Source organism: Fluviirhizobium alvei (assembly GCF_030551875.1).
GTDB classification, from domain to species: domain Bacteria; phylum Pseudomonadota; class Alphaproteobacteria; order Rhizobiales; family Rhizobiaceae; genus Rhizobium_E; species Rhizobium_E alvei.
Genome location: NZ_JAUOZU010000014.1, coordinates 34875 through 53401 on the forward strand (window position 1 = coordinate 34875; position 18527 = coordinate 53401).

The 18527-nt window shown below is 61.3% G+C and carries 17 protein-coding genes and 1 riboswitch; of the genes, 10 read left to right on the forward strand and 7 right to left on the reverse strand.

The genetic code is table 11. The features are described from left to right. Nucleotides 1–15: 15 nt before the first annotated feature. From hpaE to Q4481_RS18375, 6 genes are all read left to right on the forward strand, one after another. Nucleotides 16–1530 (forward strand): 5-carboxymethyl-2-hydroxymuconate semialdehyde dehydrogenase, encoded by a 1515-nt coding sequence (hpaE, locus tag Q4481_RS18350; RefSeq protein WP_304377856.1) that lies wholly within the window; start codon nt 16–18, stop codon nt 1528–1530. Between the two features lie 20 nt (nt 1531–1550). Next, nucleotides 1551–2531, forward strand: coding sequence for a 3,4-dihydroxyphenylacetate 2,3-dioxygenase (gene hpaD / locus Q4481_RS18355; RefSeq protein ID WP_304377857.1), 981 nt, complete (start codon nt 1551–1553; stop codon nt 2529–2531). A gap of 78 nt (nt 2532–2609) precedes the next feature. Beyond that, on the forward strand, nt 2610–3473 hold the full coding sequence (locus tag Q4481_RS18360) for a fumarylacetoacetate hydrolase family protein (protein ID WP_304377858.1): 864 nt from the start codon (nt 2610–2612) through the stop codon (nt 3471–3473). Nucleotides 3474–3476: 3 nt separating this feature from the next. Then, entirely contained in the window at nt 3477–4280 is an 804-nt protein-coding gene (gene hpaH / locus Q4481_RS18365; protein WP_304377859.1) for a 2-oxo-hept-4-ene-1,7-dioate hydratase, read from the forward strand. Nucleotides 4281–4288: 8 nt separating this feature from the next. After that, on the forward strand, nt 4289–5095 hold the full coding sequence (gene hpaI / locus Q4481_RS18370; RefSeq protein ID WP_304377860.1) for a 4-hydroxy-2-oxoheptanedioate aldolase: 807 nt from the start codon (nt 4289–4291) through the stop codon (nt 5093–5095). A gap of 470 nt (nt 5096–5565) precedes the next feature. Then, a complete protein-coding gene (locus tag Q4481_RS18375) occupies nt 5566–6579 on the forward strand; it encodes a GGDEF domain-containing protein (protein WP_304377861.1) in 1014 nt (337 codons plus the stop codon). Here the strand turns inward: Q4481_RS18375 and Q4481_RS18380 are convergent. From Q4481_RS18380 to Q4481_RS18410, 7 genes are all read right to left on the reverse strand, one after another. Beyond that, nucleotides 6530–7243 (reverse strand): ABC transporter ATP-binding protein, encoded by a 714-nt coding sequence (locus tag Q4481_RS18380; protein WP_304377862.1) that lies wholly within the window; start codon nt 7241–7243, stop codon nt 6530–6532. The two genes, Q4481_RS18375 and Q4481_RS18380, sit on opposite strands and share 50 nt — an antisense overlap. After that, nucleotides 7240–8955, reverse strand: a complete 1716-nt coding sequence (locus Q4481_RS18385) for a branched-chain amino acid ABC transporter ATP-binding protein/permease (protein WP_304377863.1) — start codon at nt 8953–8955, stop codon at nt 7240–7242. The genes Q4481_RS18380 and Q4481_RS18385 overlap by 4 nt, the downstream gene beginning before the upstream one ends. Further along, nucleotides 8942–9811, reverse strand: coding sequence for a branched-chain amino acid ABC transporter permease (locus Q4481_RS18390; protein WP_304377864.1), 870 nt, complete (start codon nt 9809–9811; stop codon nt 8942–8944). The genes Q4481_RS18385 and Q4481_RS18390 overlap by 14 nt, the downstream gene beginning before the upstream one ends. Nucleotides 9812–10006: 195 nt before the next feature. Further along, nucleotides 10007–11140, reverse strand: a complete 1134-nt coding sequence (locus Q4481_RS18395) for an ABC transporter substrate-binding protein (protein ID WP_354542318.1) — start codon at nt 11138–11140, stop codon at nt 10007–10009. 96 nt (nt 11141–11236) lie between these two features. Then, nucleotides 11237–12889 (reverse strand): amidohydrolase, encoded by a 1653-nt coding sequence (locus Q4481_RS18400; protein ID WP_304377865.1) that lies wholly within the window; start codon nt 12887–12889, stop codon nt 11237–11239. Between the two features lie 314 nt (nt 12890–13203). Then, entirely contained in the window at nt 13204–14184 is a 981-nt protein-coding gene (locus Q4481_RS18405; protein ID WP_304377866.1) for a helix-turn-helix transcriptional regulator, read from the reverse strand. Nucleotides 14185–14298: 114 nt separating this feature from the next. Continuing rightward, nucleotides 14299–14568 carry a hypothetical protein gene (locus Q4481_RS18410; protein WP_304377867.1) on the reverse strand — a complete coding sequence of 90 codons (270 nt, stop codon included), beginning with the start codon at nt 14566–14568 and terminating at the stop codon, nt 14299–14301. A gap of 155 nt (nt 14569–14723) precedes the next feature. Here Q4481_RS18410 and Q4481_RS18415 point away from each other — a divergent pair, with 155 nt between their 5' ends. From Q4481_RS18415 to Q4481_RS18430, 4 genes are all read left to right on the forward strand, one after another. After that, complete coding sequence (locus Q4481_RS18415) at nt 14724–15725, forward strand: CobW family GTP-binding protein (RefSeq protein ID WP_304377868.1); 1002 nt, start codon at nt 14724–14726, stop codon at nt 15723–15725. 119 nt (nt 15726–15844) lie between these two features. Then, nucleotides 15845–17050, forward strand: coding sequence for a zinc metallochaperone GTPase ZigA (zigA, locus tag Q4481_RS18420; RefSeq protein ID WP_304377869.1), 1206 nt, complete (start codon nt 15845–15847; stop codon nt 17048–17050). A 15-nt stretch (nt 17051–17065) separates the two neighbouring features. Beyond that, nucleotides 17066–17279, forward strand: a riboswitch (cobalamin riboswitch). Nucleotides 17280–17380: 101 nt separating this feature from the next. Beyond that, nucleotides 17381–17749, forward strand: coding sequence for a DUF1636 family protein (locus Q4481_RS18425; RefSeq protein ID WP_304377870.1), 369 nt, complete (start codon nt 17381–17383; stop codon nt 17747–17749). Then, entirely contained in the window at nt 17746–18525 is a 780-nt protein-coding gene (locus Q4481_RS18430) for an ABC transporter ATP-binding protein (RefSeq protein WP_304377871.1), read from the forward strand. Before Q4481_RS18425 ends, Q4481_RS18430 begins: the two co-directional genes overlap by 4 nt. Nucleotides 18526–18527: the final 2 nt, after the last annotated feature.

The window sequence follows — 18527 nt, forward strand, 5'->3', positions numbered from 1 at the left end:
ACCGATGGAGACGACATGTCGCAACTCGAAGAAAATATTGAAAAGGCCCGGACCTATCTCGCCAAATTCGGCGACACCGTGCTCAACCGCATCGGCGGAGACGATGTCCCGGCTGAAGACGGGACGACGTTCGAAACCATTTCCCCGGTTGACCTGAAGCCGCTCGCCAGGATCGCACGCGGCAAGGCTGCCGATATCGATCGCGCAGCGAAAGCGGCAAAGGCCGCGTTTCCGGCCTGGGCCGCCATGGACGGTACCGCCCGCAAGAAGCTCCTGCACAAGATTGCCGATGCGATCGTCGCGCGTGCCGAAGAAATCGCCTTCGTCGAATGCATGGATACCGGACAGTCGCTGAAATTCATGGCCAAAGCGGCCCTGCGCGGTGCGGAAAACTTCCGCTTCTTTGCCGACCGGGCACCCGAAGCCCGTGATGGCAAGGCTCTGCGCGGCCCCGGACAGATCAACATGACGACCCGGGTTCCGATCGGCCCGGTCGGTGTCATCACGCCCTGGAACACGCCCTTCATGCTGTCGACCTGGAAGATCGCCCCAGCCCTCGCCGCCGGCTGCACGGTGGTCCACAAGCCGGCCGAATTTTCGCCACTGACCGCCCGCCTGCTGGTCGAGATCGCCGAAGAGGCCGGTCTGCCCAAGGGCGTCTGGAACCTCGTCAACGGCTTCGGCGAAGATGCCGGCCGGGCGCTGACCGAACATCGCGACATCAAGGCGATCGGCTTCGTCGGCGAAAGTCGTACCGGTTCGATGATCATGAAGCAGGGTGCCGATACGCTGAAGCGCGTGCATTTCGAACTGGGCGGCAAGAACCCGGTCGTCGTCTTTGCCGACGCAGATCTCGAGCGCGCCGCCGATGCTGCCGTCTTCATGATCTACTCACTCAACGGCGAGCGCTGCACCTCGTCCTCGCGCCTGCTGGTCGAGGAAAGCATCTACGACAAGTTCACCGCCATGGTGGCCGAGAAGGCCAAGCGCATCAAGGTCGGCCATCCGCTCGATCCGGCAACAGTTATCGGCCCGCTCATCCATCCGGTTCATGAGAAGAAGGTTCTCGAATATATCGGCATCGGCAAGAGCGAAGGCGCAACCGTCGCTGCCGGCGGCGAGAAGTTCGATGGCCCCGGCGGTGGCTGCTACGTGTCGCCCACCCTCTTCACGAACGCCAACAACCAGATGCGCATCGCCCAGGAGGAGATTTTCGGACCGGTTCTCACCGCCATCCCCTTCAAGGACGAGGCTGAGGCGCTCGCCCTCGCCAATGAGGTCGAATATGGCCTCACTGGCTATCTCTGGACCAATGATGTCACCCGCGCCTTCCGCTTCACCGATGCGCTCGAAGCCGGCATGATCTGGGTGAATTCGGAAAATGTGCGCCATCTGCCGACCCCGTTCGGCGGCGTCAAGAATTCGGGCATCGGCCGCGACGGCGGCGACTGGTCGTTCGATTTCTATATGGAAACCAAGAACATCGCTTTCGCAAACACCGCCCACGCCATCCAGAAGCTTGGCGGCTGATCTTACCCGAGGAGGAACCCATGGCTCTGCCGACCCCCAATCTCTACCCGCCCTTCAACATCGTGCGCCTGAGCCATGTCGAGTTCGGCGTCACCGATCTTGCCAAGTCGCGCGCCTTCTATGTCGATACGCTCGGCCTGCAGGTGACCGACGAAACCTCCGACGCGATCTATCTGCGCGCCATGGAGGAACGCGGTCATCACTGCATCGTGCTGCGCAAGTCCGACAAGGCCGAAGCCCGCGACCTCGGCTTCAAGGTCTATGACGAGGACGAACTCGACAAGGCGGCGAAATTCTTCGACGCCAAGGGCCTCGGTGTCGAATGGGTCGAGAGGCCCTATCAGGCCCGCACGTTCCGCACCCGCGACCCGCACGGCACGCCGCTCGAATTCTATTCGAAGATGGACCGTCTGCCGCCGATCCATCAGAAATACGCGCTCTACAAGGGTGTGAAGCCGCTCCGCATTGACCATTTCAACTGCTTCTCGCCGAATGTCGATGAAAGCGTGGCCTTCTATAACGAAATCGGCTTCCGGGTGACGGAATATACCGCCGACGAGGAAACCGGTCGTCTCTGGGCAGCCTGGACCCACCGCAAGGGCGGTGTGCATGACATCGCCTTTACCAATGGCCGCGGTCCGCGCCTGCACCACACCGCCTTCTGGGTGCCGACGCCGCTCAACATCATCGACCTGCTCGATCTGATGTCGACCACCGGCTGGCTGCCGAACATCGAACGCGGCCCCGGCCGCCACGGCATCTCGAACGCCTTCTTCCTTTATGTCCGCGATCCCGATGGCCATCGTATCGAGATCTACTGCTCGGATTACCAGACGGTCGATCCCGATCTCGAACCGATCAAGTGGGACCTCAAGGATCCGCAGCGCCAGACGCTGTGGGGGGCGCCTGCCCCGCGCTCCTGGTTCGAGGAAGGCAGCCTGTTTGCCGGCGCCGATGTCCGGGAATCCGATCTCAAAGCGCAACCGATCATCGCGCCCTGATCCGACGCCAGACATTTCAGAAAACGAGCAGGCGGACCTGATCCGCCTGCATCCGCCCAGCATGAGCAAGGAACCGAAATGACCGCCAGATTTGTCACCTACTCCACCGCATCGGGCCATGGCTATGGCCTCCTGAAGGATGATGGCCTGGTGGATCTCTCGTCCCGCCATCCGGAATGGCCGACCTTGCGCGAAGTCATCGAAGCCGGTGCGCTCGCGAAACTGGCAGAGGAAGGCGCCGACCTTGCGCCGGATCTCGCGCCAGGAAGCTTCCGCTTCGAAATCCCCATTCCGCAGCCCGAAAAGCTCATCTGCGTCGGGGTGAATTTTCCCGATCGCAACGAGGAATACAAGGACGGCCAGGCGGCACCTTCCAATCCGTCGCTGTTCATCCGCTTTCCGCGCTCCTTCACCGGCCACGACCAGCCGCTGATCCGGCCGCCGGAAAGTCCGCAGCTCGATTACGAGGGCGAGATCGTCATCGTCATCGGCAAGGGCGGTCGCCGCATTGCCGAAGCCGATGCGCTCGATCACATCGCAGCCCTCTCGCTCTGCAACGAAGGCACGATCCGCGACTGGGTGCGGCACGCGAAATTCAACGTCACCCAGGGCAAGAATTTCGACCGGACCGGCTCGATCGGCCCCTGGCTGGTGCCCTATACCGATGAAAGCCAGATCGCCGACATCGAACTCACCACCCGCGTCAATGGCGAAGTGCGCCAGCAGGACCGCACCAGCCGGATGATCTTTTCCTTCCGCAAGATCATCAACTATATATCGACCTTCACGACGCTCGTGCCCGGCGATGTGATCGTCACCGGTACGCCGACCGGCGCAGGTGCGCGGTTCGATCCGCCGATCTGGCTGAAACCGGGCGATGTCGTTGAAGTCGAGGCCGATGGTATCGGTCTTCTGCGCAACACGATCGCCGACGAGGGCTGACCCATGCTGACACAGAACCAGATCGCTGCCGCCGCCGACGCGCTGGAACAGGCGGAGAGGAGCCGGACACAGACCGGGCTCCTGTCGCTCAGGCATCCGGACATGACCATGGACGATGCCTATGCCGTTCAGGCCGCCTGGGTGCGCCAGAAGATCGCGTCCGGTCGGCGCGTCATCGGCTGGAAAATCGGGCTCACGTCGAAAGCGATGCAATATGCGCTCAACATCGACATTCCCGATTCCGGTGTTCTGCTCGATGACATGGCGTTCGAAGACGGCGCAGTGATCGCTCCCGATCGCTTCATCCAGCCACGCATCGAGGCCGAAATCGCCTTCGTCATGAAGTCGCCGCTCAAGGGTCCGGGCGTTACCCTGTTCGACGTGCTCAATGCCACCGATTATGTGACGCCGGCACTCGAGATCCTCGACACCCGCATCCTGCGTGTCGATCCTGAAACGAAGAAGACGCGCACGATCGTCGATACGATTTCAGACAATGCCGCCAATGCCGGCATCGTCATCGGTGGCCGCCAGATGCGTCCCGATAGCGTCGACATGCGCTGGATGGGTGCGATCGTCTCGCGCAACGCCGAGGTCGAGGAAACCGGTCTGGGCGCCGGCGTGCTCAACCATCCGGCCCGCGGCATCGCCTGGCTTGCCAATCGTCTCGCCCAGTATGGCGACGGGATCGAGGCCGGCCAGATCGTGCTTGCCGGCTCCTTCATCCGGCCGATCGAAGCGCGCCATGGCGACACGATCACCGGCGATTTCGGCCCTTACGGCACCATCAGCTGCCATTTCAAGTAGGATTGACCATGCCCGCGCCCAGGAACAACTTCAAGGCAGCGCTCGCCGAAGGCCGCACCCAGATCGGTCTCTGGGCTGCCTTGACGAGCCCTTTCACTGCCGAAATCTGCGCTGGCGCGGGCTATGACTGGGTTTTGCTCGATGCCGAACATGCGCCCAACGACATTCCGACGCTCGTCGCGCAGCTGCAGGCGATGGCGCCGCATCCTACCCATGCAATCGTGCGCCCACCGATCGGCGAAGCCTGGCTGATCAAACAGATTCTCGATATCGGTGCCCAGACAATTCTTGTGCCGATGGTGGAATCGAAAGAGCAGGCCGAAGCCTTGGTACGGGCCGTGCGCTATCCGCCGCACGGCATCCGCGGTGTCGGCGCTTCGCTGGCGCGCGCATCCGCCTTCAACCGCATTCCCGATTACCTGCAAACCGCCAATGACGAGGTCTGCCTGTTGTTGCAGATCGAAAGCCGGGCGGGCCTTGCCAATATCGATGCGATCGCCTCGACTGACGGCGTCGACGGCGTCTTCATTGGTCCGGCCGATCTTGCCGCCGATATGGGTTTTCTTGGAAAGCCCGGCGCCGAAGAGGTTCAGAAAGCCGTTACCGACGCGCTCGTGCGGATCCAGTCTTTCGGCAAGGCCGCCGGTATTCTGACCGCCGATCAGACGCTCGCACGTCGCTATGTCGAGCTGGGCGCAACGTTTGTCGGAATCGGCAGCGATGTTGGCCTCCTGGTCAATGCCACGTCCAACCTGCTCAAGAGCTTCCGAGACGGCGCAGAACTGCCGCAATCCTCTAAGGGTCAGGTTTACTAGAGCACTTCCTGCCAATTCGGGGTCAGTTCTGTTTCTTGATTGGTGCGTGTGATCCGGTGGTGAGCCGGTTGAAGCGCGATACTGATGTATCGGGCAAGACCGCATCGCCATCGGGCACCCACCAATCAGAAACCCGAAGAGACGGGCGCTTTTGCACCAATTCCTGCACAAAGGCCCTTGAACGTATCTAAGGATATGCCCTGCGGGCCTTTGCTTGATCTTGCCGCAAAATCGCTCCGTCAGAATGACCCGGAATTTGCAGGAAGTGCTCTAGCAGGCTTTCAGGACAGGCGTTCGATCTGATCGGGGTTGGTCTGGCATAACGCGTCAGACTTTCTTAACCATCTGCAAGCGTTAGAAACTGCTGATAATCAATTCACAAGAAACTGCTCATAGTCTCGCTCGATGAGGAAACCTCCAACAGGCTTCCGATGTCGCGAACGCTGGTACTATGAGGTCAGGAAATGCACATGCGTGCGATTGCAGATATCGCCGATGCTCTGCAGGACAAGGGCTTGGCCATCCTCGATTTCCTGCCAATTCCGATTTCCTACGCGACCCTTGCCGATCGGATCATCCGTTTCAACAACCGCGCATTTCACGACACTTTCGGCTACCTGCCACCAACCTGCATCACTGTGGAAGACTGGGTCGAACAATATTACCCACTTCCCGAACAGCAGCAAACAGCGCGCGAGACCTGGCGAGACCTGTGGGCCGACGGTTTGACCGGTGTCTCGGAAATAAGAACGCAGGTGTATCAGGTCAAACGACGCGACGGCACCATTTCGACCTTTGAAAATCGTGGCATCCTGTTGCATGATCTGAAGATCGGCGTCGCACTTTTCGAAGATATTTCCGAGCGCGTGCGACTGGAGACCGAACTTCGTGCTGCAGCATATCAGGATCCCCTGACCGGACTTGCCAACCGCCGCGACCTGGAAAGGCGCTGGGACCATATCCGCAACAGGCTGCAAGGCACCGGGGCCGAAGTGGCCCTGGCCATGATCGATCTCGATGGTTTCAAGCTGGTGAACGACAATCTCGGCCATGCCGCCGGTGATTTCGTGCTGATGGAAACCGCGAAGCGCCTCAGATCCCTGGTCGGCGAGAACGACATTCTGTGCCGGATGGGTGGCGACGAGTTCGTCATCGTCATTCCCGATTTTGCCGCCGCCCATGAGATCGCGTCACTCTGTGCCTCGGTGCAGGCCGTGATGAGTCGACCTATGAGCTATCGCGGCGAACAGTTGCGGATCGGTGCCACGATTGGCGCCACGCTGTCGTCAGGCGACAACGAGACGCTCGATCAACTGATGCGCAAAGCCGATACGGCGCTTTACCACGGCAAGGCCACCGGCAAGGGAACCTGGCATCTTTACGGAACGACGATCGGTCGGGGGATCGAGACCAGCGACATGGCTCTCGCGCCGCTCAAAGAGCAGCCGCTTTCTCTCCCTCGCCAAGATAGAGCCGGTGCATGAGGGCCGGATCATCGGCGAGTGTCTTGCAGCCACCATCATAAACGATTTCCCCCCGCCGCAGAACATAGGCGCGGTCGCCGATCGACAGGGCCAGCGAGGCGAACTGTTCGACAAGAATCACCGCCATGCCCGAATCGGCCAGTTTCCGCACAGCCCGCATCAGACGGTTGACGATCACCGGTGCCAGACCCGATGACATCTCGTCGATCATGATCACACGCGGTCGATTGACGATCGACCTTGCGATGACGACCATCTGCTGCTCGCCGCCGGACAACATGCCGGTCTTGACGTTGCGCCGCTGCAGGAGTTCCGGGAAGAGGTCATAGGCGTCCGAGAGGTCGGCCTCCTCATGCAGGGCCACCTTGAGATTTTCCTCGGTGGTCATGTCGCTGAAGACGGTGCGCCCCTGCTCCACGTGGCTGATGCCTGCCTTAGCCCTTGTACCCGGCCGCAGCCGGGCGAGTTCCACCCCGTTGAGGCTGATCGAGCCCGCCCGGGATGGAATGATGCCCGAAAGGCTTTCGAGAAGCGTGGTCTTGCCTGCGCCGTTAGAGCCAAGCAGGACGCTGATTTCGCCGCTTTGAGCAACAAGATCAACGCCACGGATCACGGCAATACCCGAGCGATCGACTTTCAGCCCTTCGATCTGGAGCGATGTCATTGCGCAGCCTCCTCGAACTCAATTCCCATATAGGCTTTCTGGACGATCGGCGTGGCAAGCACGCTTTCGGGCGCTCCATGCGCGATGACCCGGCCGAAGTCGAACACCGTGATTTCCGAACAGGCGCTGCGCACGAGATCCATGTCATGCTCGATCAGTAGCACCGCGCTACCAAAGGTCGCGGGAATGGCCGCAATCCGCTCACCGAGCTTCAGCGCCTCGTCATAGGATACGCCGGCGGCCGGCTCATCGAGCAGAATGACGGGCGGCCGGGCCGCGACGACACCGGCGACATCGAGCAGGCGACGGGTCCCGGCATCGATCGCGGCGATCGGGGTCTCGGGTGCCGGCGCGCCCGCCCAGGCTAGCAGCGCCTCGATTTCGCTCGCGGAAACGCCCCCGGCCGCCAGCTTCATATACTCGCCGACGCTGAGTTCGGGCGCGATGCGGGTGGTCTGCCAGGTCCGCCGCACGCCAGCACGGGCGCGATCGGTGGCAGACAGTCCCTCGAGCGGCCGGCCCTCGAGCAGGATCGAACCGTCGTAGCGGGCCAGAAATCCCGCGATGGCATCGACAAGCGTCGACTTGCCGGCACCGTTCGGTCCGACGAGGCCGACAACCTTGCCGGCAGGAACCGACAATGTGACCTTGTCGAGCGCCGTAACCGAACCGTAGCGCACCGTCAGATCGCGGATCTCAAGCGCAGTCCCGCTGGCATGATGCGCCTTCTGCGGCAGATGATCCAAAGCGCCGGCAGATCGTTCGATGGTTTTGGTCCGACGAAACTTGCGGCCAAGCCTGATCCAGGTTTCCGCGATCGTTTCTCCGGTGGAAAGGGCCTGGACGGCGCCGAGTGCGAAGACGACATTGCCGATATCCTGCGGCAGGCCGAGCCGGCGCAGAATCTCGGGAAACAGTGTGATCATCAGCCCGCCGATGATGGCACCGAGGGCGAAATGCGCCCCCACCATGGTCGAGACGGCGAACAGAACCAGCGACTGCATCATCGAGAAATTATCGGCGACAAGCGTACCGAGATAGCCGGCAAGCAATCCGCCCGAAATGCCCGAGATAAAGGCACTGATGGCAAAGGCGCTGAGCTTGGCGCGCGGGATCGAGATGCCGTGGGCCGCTGCGGCCCGCTCCGAATGGCGCACCGCCAGCCAGGAGGCCCCGAGCCGCGAATGGCTGAGAAATTCGAGCGCCACGGCAATGACACCATAGACCAGGAGCACGAAGACGAAATAGCCCCGGTCGGTATCGAACAGTGCCGGACGCGCAACCTGCGTGAAGGTGGTCTGGCCCGGAAAGGTGATTGTTGCGAGAACCGTATCAAAAGCGGCGGCAAATCCAAGCGTAACGATGGCCAGATTGATGCCGCGCAACCTGAGTGCAGGCAGACCGAGCGCAATGCCGACCGGAACGGCGGCAAGTCCGCCCAAAATCGTCCAGACGACGAGCCCGCCCGGCGCATCGATAACGTTGAGATAGCCCGTGACCCAGGCCCCGACGCCGGCAAAGGACAGCTGTGACAACGAGATCATGCCGGTTCGGCCGGCAACCAGCCCGAGGCTCTGCAGCGCAATCCCGACGATGAAGACCGCAGTCAGCAGAAAGACCCAGTATTTCGGAAGCAGCAACAGCACCAGAATGCCAATGACCGCAAGCGACAGCGCCGTGGTGAGAGCGCCTTTCATGTTAGCGTGCTTCATCCCAGCGGGCTCCCCTCTGCGACCACAAGAGAACGACGAGAATGATGAGGAAGGGGACCGTACTGCGATACTGGCTGACGAAATCCACTGCGCTGACGGCGCCCTCGATTACCCCGATCAGGACACCACCGAGAAGGGCGGCCCTGAGGCTCGTAAAGGCGCCGATGAGCGCAGCAGCGAGCGCCGGCACGACCAGGAGGCTGAGCGAGGCGAAATCGGGAGAGCGCAGCGGCGCGATGATCATGAGCGCTGAGGTCGTGACAGCTCCGGTAACGGCCCAGACGCCCAGTGCCAGCGTCCGCACCCGAATGCCGATCAGTTCCGCTGCCATCGGTCGCTGCGAAAGCGCCCGCAATTGCAGGCCGGTCCGCGTACGGGCCAGGAACTGTTCGGTCGCGATCGTAAAGGCGATCGCCAGCACCAGCGTTGCGATAGACGCCCAGGTCACCTCGACACCGGCAAGCCGGAAGGCCGAACCCTCTATGAGCTCGGGAAAATAGTGCGGATGCTGGCCGCCGGTGAGCCGCAGGCCCAGGGCGATGACGCCGACAAGAAGGGCTGCCGTAACGGCCGCCTTGGTTGAGGCATTGGCATTGGCAAACCAGGTCGTCATGACTAGGCCGACAAGAATACCGGCAATCGCCCCGCCTAGAATGCCGAGGATCAACGCAAGAAACAGCGGCGTGCCGAGATCATAGAGGCCAACCATGACGAAGGTACCGGCAGCTCCGATGGCGGCACCTGTAAAATTGACGACCGCAACGAGGCGGTAGGTGAAGATGGCGCAGACTCCGAGGATGGCATAGGCGCCACCGGCCGAAAGTCCCGCCACCGCGGCAGTCAGGAGAGAGTTCACGCAATGCTCCAATGGTCACGGGGTCTCTGCAAGGCAAGCATTAACCCAGCCAATGTGCCGAAAGACAAGAAGGTTGCTGCGGTGAGATCGGGACCGCAGGGGCGGATCGCTTTCGCCCTGTCCTTGTCCCGCCCCGATGGCGCGACAGGCGGATCCGATGGGGACCACCGGATCCGGGCCGTCCGCGCAAACGCCTTACTCAGGCTTGGTCAGGGTGAACCATTCCGGTGTCTTGACGGTCCATTTGCCATCGACCAGCTGCATGATCTTGGAGGCCTTCATCGGCGAATGGACTGCAGCATCGCCAAAGACATAGGGCGTACCGGCGATCGGATAGGTGAGCGGCTTGCCTGCCTTCAGTGCGGCTGTCAGGCTTTCGCGTGTCACTTCGCCCTCGATGCCGGAAATCGTGTCGATGATTACCTTCGCCGCCATGTAGCCACCCTGCGAGAAAGCGGTCTTCGGCAGGCCGGCCTTGTCCATGGTGGCAGCCCATTCCTTGTTCGCATCGCTTGATGCTTCGGTGTAGGGCTCCCATTCGGTGCCGATATAGAGCGGCTGCTTGCTGTCGGCGAGCGCCTTGGCAACGCCTTCCGTGTAGCCAGGCGCCAGGAACAGCCAGTTGATGCCGGAGATCTTCTGCGAATCCGCAGTCTTGATCCACTGGACGATGCCCGGTTCGACCTGGTTGGTGATCACCGCATCGCAGCCGGCATCGCGAGCCTTGATGAGGTAGGGGGTGAGATCGCCCTGCAACGGCAGCGTATAGTCGGCAAGCGTAATCGTCTTGCCGCTCATCTTCTCCCAGTCGGCGATGGCACCGGCATAGGCTTCCTGGGTGCCACCGATAACGGCGATGAAGGCGCAAGCTTTTTCAGCGCCCAGATTCTTGGTCGCATAATCCAGCATTACGGTGGTGAGCGTGTAGGGACCGACATTGACCGGCGCAACGCTCGGCGCATTGAAGCAGAGCGGATCGACCCCGACGCCCTGAACCGAAAGCACGTCATTCTTGGCATAGGTGCCGGCATTGACGGCGCAATCGAGCAGGCTGGCGCCGCCCGACAGGGCATAGACTTCCTGGTTGTCGATCAGGTCGCGAGCAGCCTGCGCGGCCACCTGCGGATCGGCCTTGTCGTCGGCCATCGTATATTCGATCTTGCAGCCATGGATGCCGCCAGCCTCATTCAGCTGGTCGAACACCGCTTTGGCAGCCTTCGGCGCATCGGAGAAATCGACGATGCCGGTGATGGTGGAAACGGACCCGATCTTGATCGGGCCGGCCTCGCAGGTCGGTGCGGCCTGAGCGGCACCATAGGGCAAGGCCATGCTGATAAATGCGCCGATGGCCGCGGCAAAAAGTCTGGTTTTCATATGTAGTCTCCCCTTTTCTTTTGATCCAGGTGATCTTTGTTGCGCGCCGCCTCATGCCTGATGCACGACACGGCCTTCGAAATAGGTAGTCAGGACCTTGGTCTTGCCGATGCGGCTTGCAGGCACATCGAAGACATTCTGGTCGAGGATGATGAGATCGGCCGATTTGCCCGGCTCAAGCGAGCCGGTGAGATCGTCGATACCCATGGCCGTCGCCGGATTGATCGTATAGGCGCGAATGGCGCTTTCGAGATCGATTGCCTGTTCGGCCCAGAGCGAGACGCCCGGAAAATCGCCGAACGGGTTCTGGCGGGTCACCATGCCTTCGATGCCGATCCACGGATTGGGCAGCGGAACCACGGGCCAGTCCGACCCACCGGCAATCAGCGCGCCGGCATTCTTGAGGTCGGCGATCGGCCAGAAGGCAGTCGCACGCTCGACGCCCATGACTTCCTTGTGCCCTTCGAGGAAGGCGGTTGGGAACCACATCATCGGGCAGAGATCGGCCACGACGCCAAGCTCGGCGAAACGTTTGATGTCCTCCGGCCGGATATAGCTTGCATGAGCAATCTGATGCCGAAGCGTGGTCGGCCCGTTGAAATGACGGACAGCCTCGACGGCATCGAGCATGGTGCTGACCGAAAGGTCACCGGTGCAATGGATCTTGAGCGCCATGCCGAGCTTTTCCGACTTGTCGATCATGCGGATCAGTTCCGGCATCTCGACCAGCATCTCGCCACGATGGCCATGCGGATGAGCGCCATCCGGCAAGTAGGCTTCATGGAAGGCAGCTGTCTGGGCTCCGGGAACGCCATCGAGGAAAAGCTTGGTGAAATTCGGCTTCACATGCGTGGTGCGATACTGATGACGGACGTCGAGCAGCGCATCGCCTGCCGTGCCGAACAGGAAGCCCGGCTGCACCAGCGGCAGCGACCCGACGGCCCAGCCACTCAGTTCGCCGGCCCGATCGAGATCGGCGAGCGCCTGCAGGATCGGCAGCGCCGTGGCCGCTTCCTGGAAGCCGGTGATACCGAGACCATTGGCAATCTCGACCGCCCGCTTCACCGAAGCCTTGCGCATCTCGTCCGTGAAGGCCTGGTCGGCGGCAAACTCCACCGCGCCCGAGGCGGCTTCGATCAGAATGCCGGTCAGGCGACCGGTTTCCGGATCGCGACCGAAACCACCCTGGGGCGGCGGGCTGACATTGTCGGAAATGCCGACGATCCGCATCGCGACTGTGTTGACCCAGCGGTTATGCATGGATTCGTCACGCAGCATCACAGGGTTGTCGGGGCTTGCCGCATCGAGTTTGGCAAGCGAGGTCTCCTTGTTGAGCGCCGTGATCATGTCGGCGCCCCAGGCATTGCCCACTACCCACTGGCCGGGCTTCATGCGGCTGGCATGGTTGCGGACATGGTCGCAGATCTCGTCGACCGAGGCGCTCGAAGGAAATTGCAGCTCGTAAAGCGCTGACTGGCCTGCGAGCAGAATGTGATTATGGACATCGTTGAAGGCAGGCATGACCATGCGCCCGGCAAGGTCGACGGTTTCGGTGTCGGTTCCTTGCAGTCCCTTCATCTCCGCCGCTGTGCCGATGGCGAGGATGCGGCCACCACGAACGGCAACGGCTTCCACCCAGCGCCCGCCAGGATCGGCGGTATAGATGCGTCCTCCGGTCAAAATCAGGTCGGCTGTCTTGTTCATGTCTTCCCCAAAACCTTCTCATGTTCATGACAGGCAGCGTGCAGAGCAGCCGCCAGCGTTCAGCGCGGAGCATGGCTCCGTCCGTTGTCCTTTCAGGCCACTGCCAGCGGCAGCGACTTCTATGTTCGAGAACCTCCCAGTTCACGCTTGTCCGTTCCGGACATCGCCTCCATGCTTCAACACAGGGCTTTTGTTGTGGTTGATCTTAGGGGAGCCTTAAGACGAGAATATAGTGCATTTGCACTACAAAGCGGCAGCAAATCGTCTACAGGAGCGCTTTTACGTCAGCCCTATGAAGAGGCGATCCCTGAGGATCAGTCTGCTGCCTCCACCGGCAGACGTTCCTTGTCCTGGTCCTGCGGACCGGCAAAGCGTGCAAGTTCCACCTTGTTGTGAACGCCCATCTTCCGGTAGATCGAACTTGTCTGGTTGCGCACGGTATTGACCGACACGCCCAGACTGTCCGCAATCACCCGGGCCGTCATGCCCGCGCAGATCATTTCCGCAATCCGTCGCTCCTTGGTCGACAGCATCTTCCAGGGGCTGCGAGGCTGGACGGAGACGATCCACAGTTCGTCCGAATAGCGCTGGCGGGAAAAGACGGTGCCGTGACGGCTGGAAAAGCGCTCCTGCTGGGCCAGTTCGCGCAAACGCGTGGGCCTTCGCTCGCCACGATTGAGGGTCGATGTCAGGGCCGCATCGAACCCGGACGAACTCAGAAACAGCTCGCCATCATGATCGAGCAGCGCCCATTGGCTGTGCGGATCGACCCGCAGGCTGAGATCAAACTGCAGGCTGAGCGACAGGGCCTGTTCGAGGTGGCGCAGGATGGCCAGGAAATCGGCATTCTCGGTCTCGGAGAAGGCGGGCGCCTTGCCGAACCGATAAAGCGACATGAAGAAATTGAACGGTCCTTCGCGCACATTGCAATGGCCGTTCAGCATCTGTGTCAGATTGAATTCGTCGCCCAGGGATCGAAAGGTCGGATCCACGGCAGACTCCGCCATGGTGAGCGACTTGGTGAACAGTTTGAGGGTGCGGCCCGTGCGTACGAACGGATCGCTGAGCAGACGCGACCGCACCGCCGTCTCGAATTCCGGCGGCAGGCCGCTGAGATTGGTGTGGACAATGGAGATGCGGCCGCCGCGAAACAGCGACCAACCCCACCAGGCCGCATCGAAGACGATCACGTCGCGGACCAGATCGATCATGAACTGCTGGAACCGCAAGGGCGTGTGGGTGTTCGCCTTGTCGATCAGTGTCAGGACGAATTCGCTCAGTTCATAGCGGTTCACGTTGTGCAGGCGCCTTTCGGTTTGTCCTCCGGAATGATTTTCCGAACCGGACAGACACCGATATTAGGGCTTTTGCGCTTCGGCGCAATGATGCCGGGACAACAGGCGTGGCGGTCAGGTCAGAACGGCAACCAGGTCCGTGTGGGTGATCTCGACCAGCGCCTTGTGGATGGAAACCTGCCAATTTGGTTGTCCGCTGGGCATGAAGATGATGACCGTTTCCTTGGGCGCACAGCCGGGAACGGAACAGGCCAGTTCATTGACGAAGATGATGTCGGCAAAGCCGAGATCGAGCAGTTCGCGAGCCCATTTCTTCAGGTTGCGCGAGGCCGCGAGCGTTTCGGGCGATTGCCGCGCGAGCGGATTTGCAAGAAGTGTCGTCATGGGTTTCCCCCTTTCCTGATCGTCAATTTGCGCAGCTTCCGCCGGTGGCACTTGACAGCAATGTCCTATGTAATGTTATTACGTTCGTCAACTTGAATGTTATACCGTTACATTCAAGCAATCCCCGATCAGACATTGCCCGCGAGGATGAAACCATGACCGAGACACAGCCAGAGCCGATCGCTCCGACACCGGTAACCGTGCTCACCGGCTATCTTGGTGCCGGCAAGACGACGCTTCTCAACCGCATCCTGTCCGAACCGCACGGGCGCAAATATGCGGTAATCGTCAACGAATTCGGCGAGATCGGGATCGACAACGACTTGATCGTCGATGCCGATGAAGAAGTGTTCGAGATGAACAATGGCTGCATCTGCTGCACCGTGCGCGGCGATCTCATCCGCATCATCGAGGGTCTCATGCGGCGGCGCGGCCGTTTCGACGGGATCCTGATCGAAACGACGGGTCTTGCCGATCCGGCGCCTGTGGCCCAGACCTTCTTCGTCGATGACGACGTTCGCTCCAAAACGCGCCTTGATTCAATCATCACGGTCGTTGATGCCAAACATCTGCTCGGGGAGATCGATGAGGCCCACGAGGCGCAGGAGCAACTGGCGTTTGCCGACACGATCATTCTCAACAAGATCGATCTGGTCACGGAAGCGGAGATTGCAACAGTCGAAGCGCGCATCCGGCGCCTCAACCCGTTTGCCTCGATTGAGCGCACGAGCCGCTGCGATGTCGATATTGCGAGCCTGCTCGACCGTCACGCCTTCGATCTCGATCGCATCCTCGAAATAGAGCCCGGCTTTCTGGAAGAGGTGCATGAGCATGATCATGACGACCACGTCGCCAGCATTTCGCTCCTTGAGTCGATGCCGCTCGATCCGTCGAAATTCTTCCGCTGGATCGAGTATATCGTCCAGGCCTACGGCACCGATATCCTGCGCATGAAGGGCATTCTGTCCTTCGAAGACGATGACGACCGCTATGTGGTGCAATCGGTGCATATGCTGATGGAAGGCAACCACCAGCGCGCCTGGAAGGCCGGAGAAACCCGCCTTTCCCGCCTCGTCTTCATCGGACGGAACCTGCCGCGCGACATTCTCACCGACGGGTTCGGCAAGTGCAGGGCCTTGCCGGTTGCAGCCCAATAGCGCGGCGATTTTGACGCTCCGACTGCCGGAGAAAATCATCAACTCGTTCAATCCGTCTGAACGGCGCAGCCTGCCAGCGCGCAGGCGGCGCGGACCGGAACGACCAAAGGAGACCAAGCATGAAGAACAGGTTGCCCGTCACCGTCTTGTCGGGATTTCTCGGCGCCGGCAAAACGACAATGCTCAACCACATCCTCGCCAACCGCGAAGGTCTGCGCGTTGCACTGATCGTCAATGACATGAGCGAGATCAACATCGATGCGGCACTGGTGCGTGATGGCGGCGCCAACCTGTCGCGCACGCAGGAGCAACTGGTCGAAATGACCAATGGCTGTATCTGCTGCACCCTGCGCGACGACCTGCTCAAGGAGGTGCGCGCGCTCGCCGAACAGGGTCGTTTCGACTATCTGCTGATCGAATCCACTGGCATTGCCGAACCACTCCCCGTCGCCGCGACCTTCGATTTCCGCGACGAAGACGGCCAGAGCCTGTCGGATGTCGCCCGGCTCGATACGATGGTGACCGTTGTCGATGCCGCCAATCTGCTCAAGGACTATTCCTCCTCCGACTTCCTGGCCGATCGCGGCGAAATCGCCGGCGAAGGCGATACGCGCACGATCGTCGACCTTCTGGTCGAGCAGATCGAATTCGCCGATGTGGTGGTGCTCAACAAGATCGGTCTGGCGACGCCGGCAGAGCGCGATGCGGCGCGCAAGATCGTCGTCGCCCTCAACCCCGATGCACGGATCATCGAGGCCGATTTCGGCCAGGTGGCGCTGAAGGACGTGCTGGGAACCAATCTGTTCGATTTCGAGCGCGCTTCGGAACATCCGCTCTGGTTCAAGGAACTGCATGGTTTCAAGGACCATGTGCCCGAAACCGAGGAATATGGCATCCGCTCCTTCGTTTATCGCGCCAAGGCTCCCTTCGAACCCGCCGCCTTCAAGCGATTCATCGACCGCTCCTGGCCGGAGGTGGTGCGTGCCAAGGGCTTCTTCTGGCTCGCGACAAGGCCGAACCATGTCGGCGAGATCAGCCAGGCAGGCGCCCAGGTCCGCTCCGGAAAGGCAGGGCTCTGGTGGGCGTCGGTTCCCTTCGACCGCTGGCCGCAGGATCCCGACTTCGTTGCCCGCATGCGCCCCTATCTCGATCCGGTCTGGGGCGACCGACGCCAGGAGATCGTCTTCATCGGCACAGCCGACATGGACGAAGCGGTTCTGAGGGCAGAACTCGATGCCTGCCTGGTCAAGAGCGCGACCTTCACGCCCGAACAATGGCGCCAGTTGCCGGATCCGTTCGAACGCTGGGACCGGCAGGCCGCTTGACAGAAAGGTCATTCGTCAACTAACTGGACGGACGGTTCCCGATGGCCAAGCCGGAGGGATTAAAAGGGAACGCGGTGAGGACGACCCGTCAAACGGGGCCGAAACCGCGGCTGCCCCCGCAACTGTAAGCGGTGAGGTTTCGTCGAAAACGCCACTGATCGGAAGATCGGGAAGGCCGACAAACCATCGACCCGCGAGCCAGGAGACCTGCCGTATCCAGTGAGCGACAAACCGGACGGGGTGTGCCGGAAGCGTTTGAAAGCGCCGCGCCTGTGCGATGGCGGTCTCTCATCCGTTCCCCAGACCCCGATCCTGACAGGGATCAAAGACGTGTCGAAGCACGCCTATACCATTCATGTCTGCGATCGCTGCGGTACGGACAAGGTCCGGGATCCGCAGGCCATCAACGACTTGACCGAGCAATTGGCCTCAAAAGCCGAGGATTGCGGCGCCCGCGTTGTGTCCGTGCGCTGCATGGCGGGCTGCGAACGGCCGATGGTGGTGGGTTTCACCGCACCCGACAAGGCCTCCTATCTCTTTGGCGACATCGACCCCGTAAACGATATCCCGGCATTGCTCGCGTTTGGAGCGCTCTACTCAAGGCTTGACGATGGCTGGTGCAACGAGGGTCACCGGCCCGAAGGTCTGCGCGGCAAGACGCTGGCCCGCATTCCGGCAAGCGGAGGCTGGAACCCATGACCAATCTCGCCATTGCGGGCGACAGCCTCGCCTATTCCCCTCGCTCGGGCCGCAACCTTCTTGAGGATGTGTCGATTTCCGTTGCCGATGGCGAAAGGCTTGCCATCATCGGTCCCAACGGTGCCGGCAAGACTACGCTTCTGCGCCTTCTCGCCGGCTTGCAAGGTCCGACGAGCGGGACCGTGCGGCTCTACGATCGCGATATCCGGGCCATGCGCCCGGTCGATCGCGCCCGACTGGTGGCCGTTGTCGGCCAGGTCGACCAGCCCGACCATCGTATCTGCGTTCGCGACTATGTCGGGCTCGGGCGCGTTCCGCATCATGGCCAGGTGAAGAAAACCGATGACAGGGCCATTGTGGATGCGGCGCTCGTGCGGACCGGCATCGAAGCCTTCGCCGGACGCGAAATGGGGTCGCTTTCCGGTGGCGAGCGGCAAAGGGCACAGATCGCCCGCGCACTGGCCCAGGAACCGCGCATCCTCTTCCTCGACGAACCCACAAATCACCTCGATCCCCGCGCCCGTTCGGACCTGATGCGCTTCGTCGCCGGGCTCGATCTGACGGTGGTGGCGGTGCTGCATGACCTTCATGTCGTGCCGGAATTCGCAACCCAGGTCGCGGTGGTCGATGCCGGCCGCATCGTCGCCTGCGGACCGCCCGACCAGGCCCTGTCGCGCGAGACGGTCCAGCGGGTTTTCGGCATCGATCTCTTCCGGCTTCCCCATCCGGTCGAGAACCGTCAGGTGACCGTGTTCGACATTCCATCCCAACTTTAACA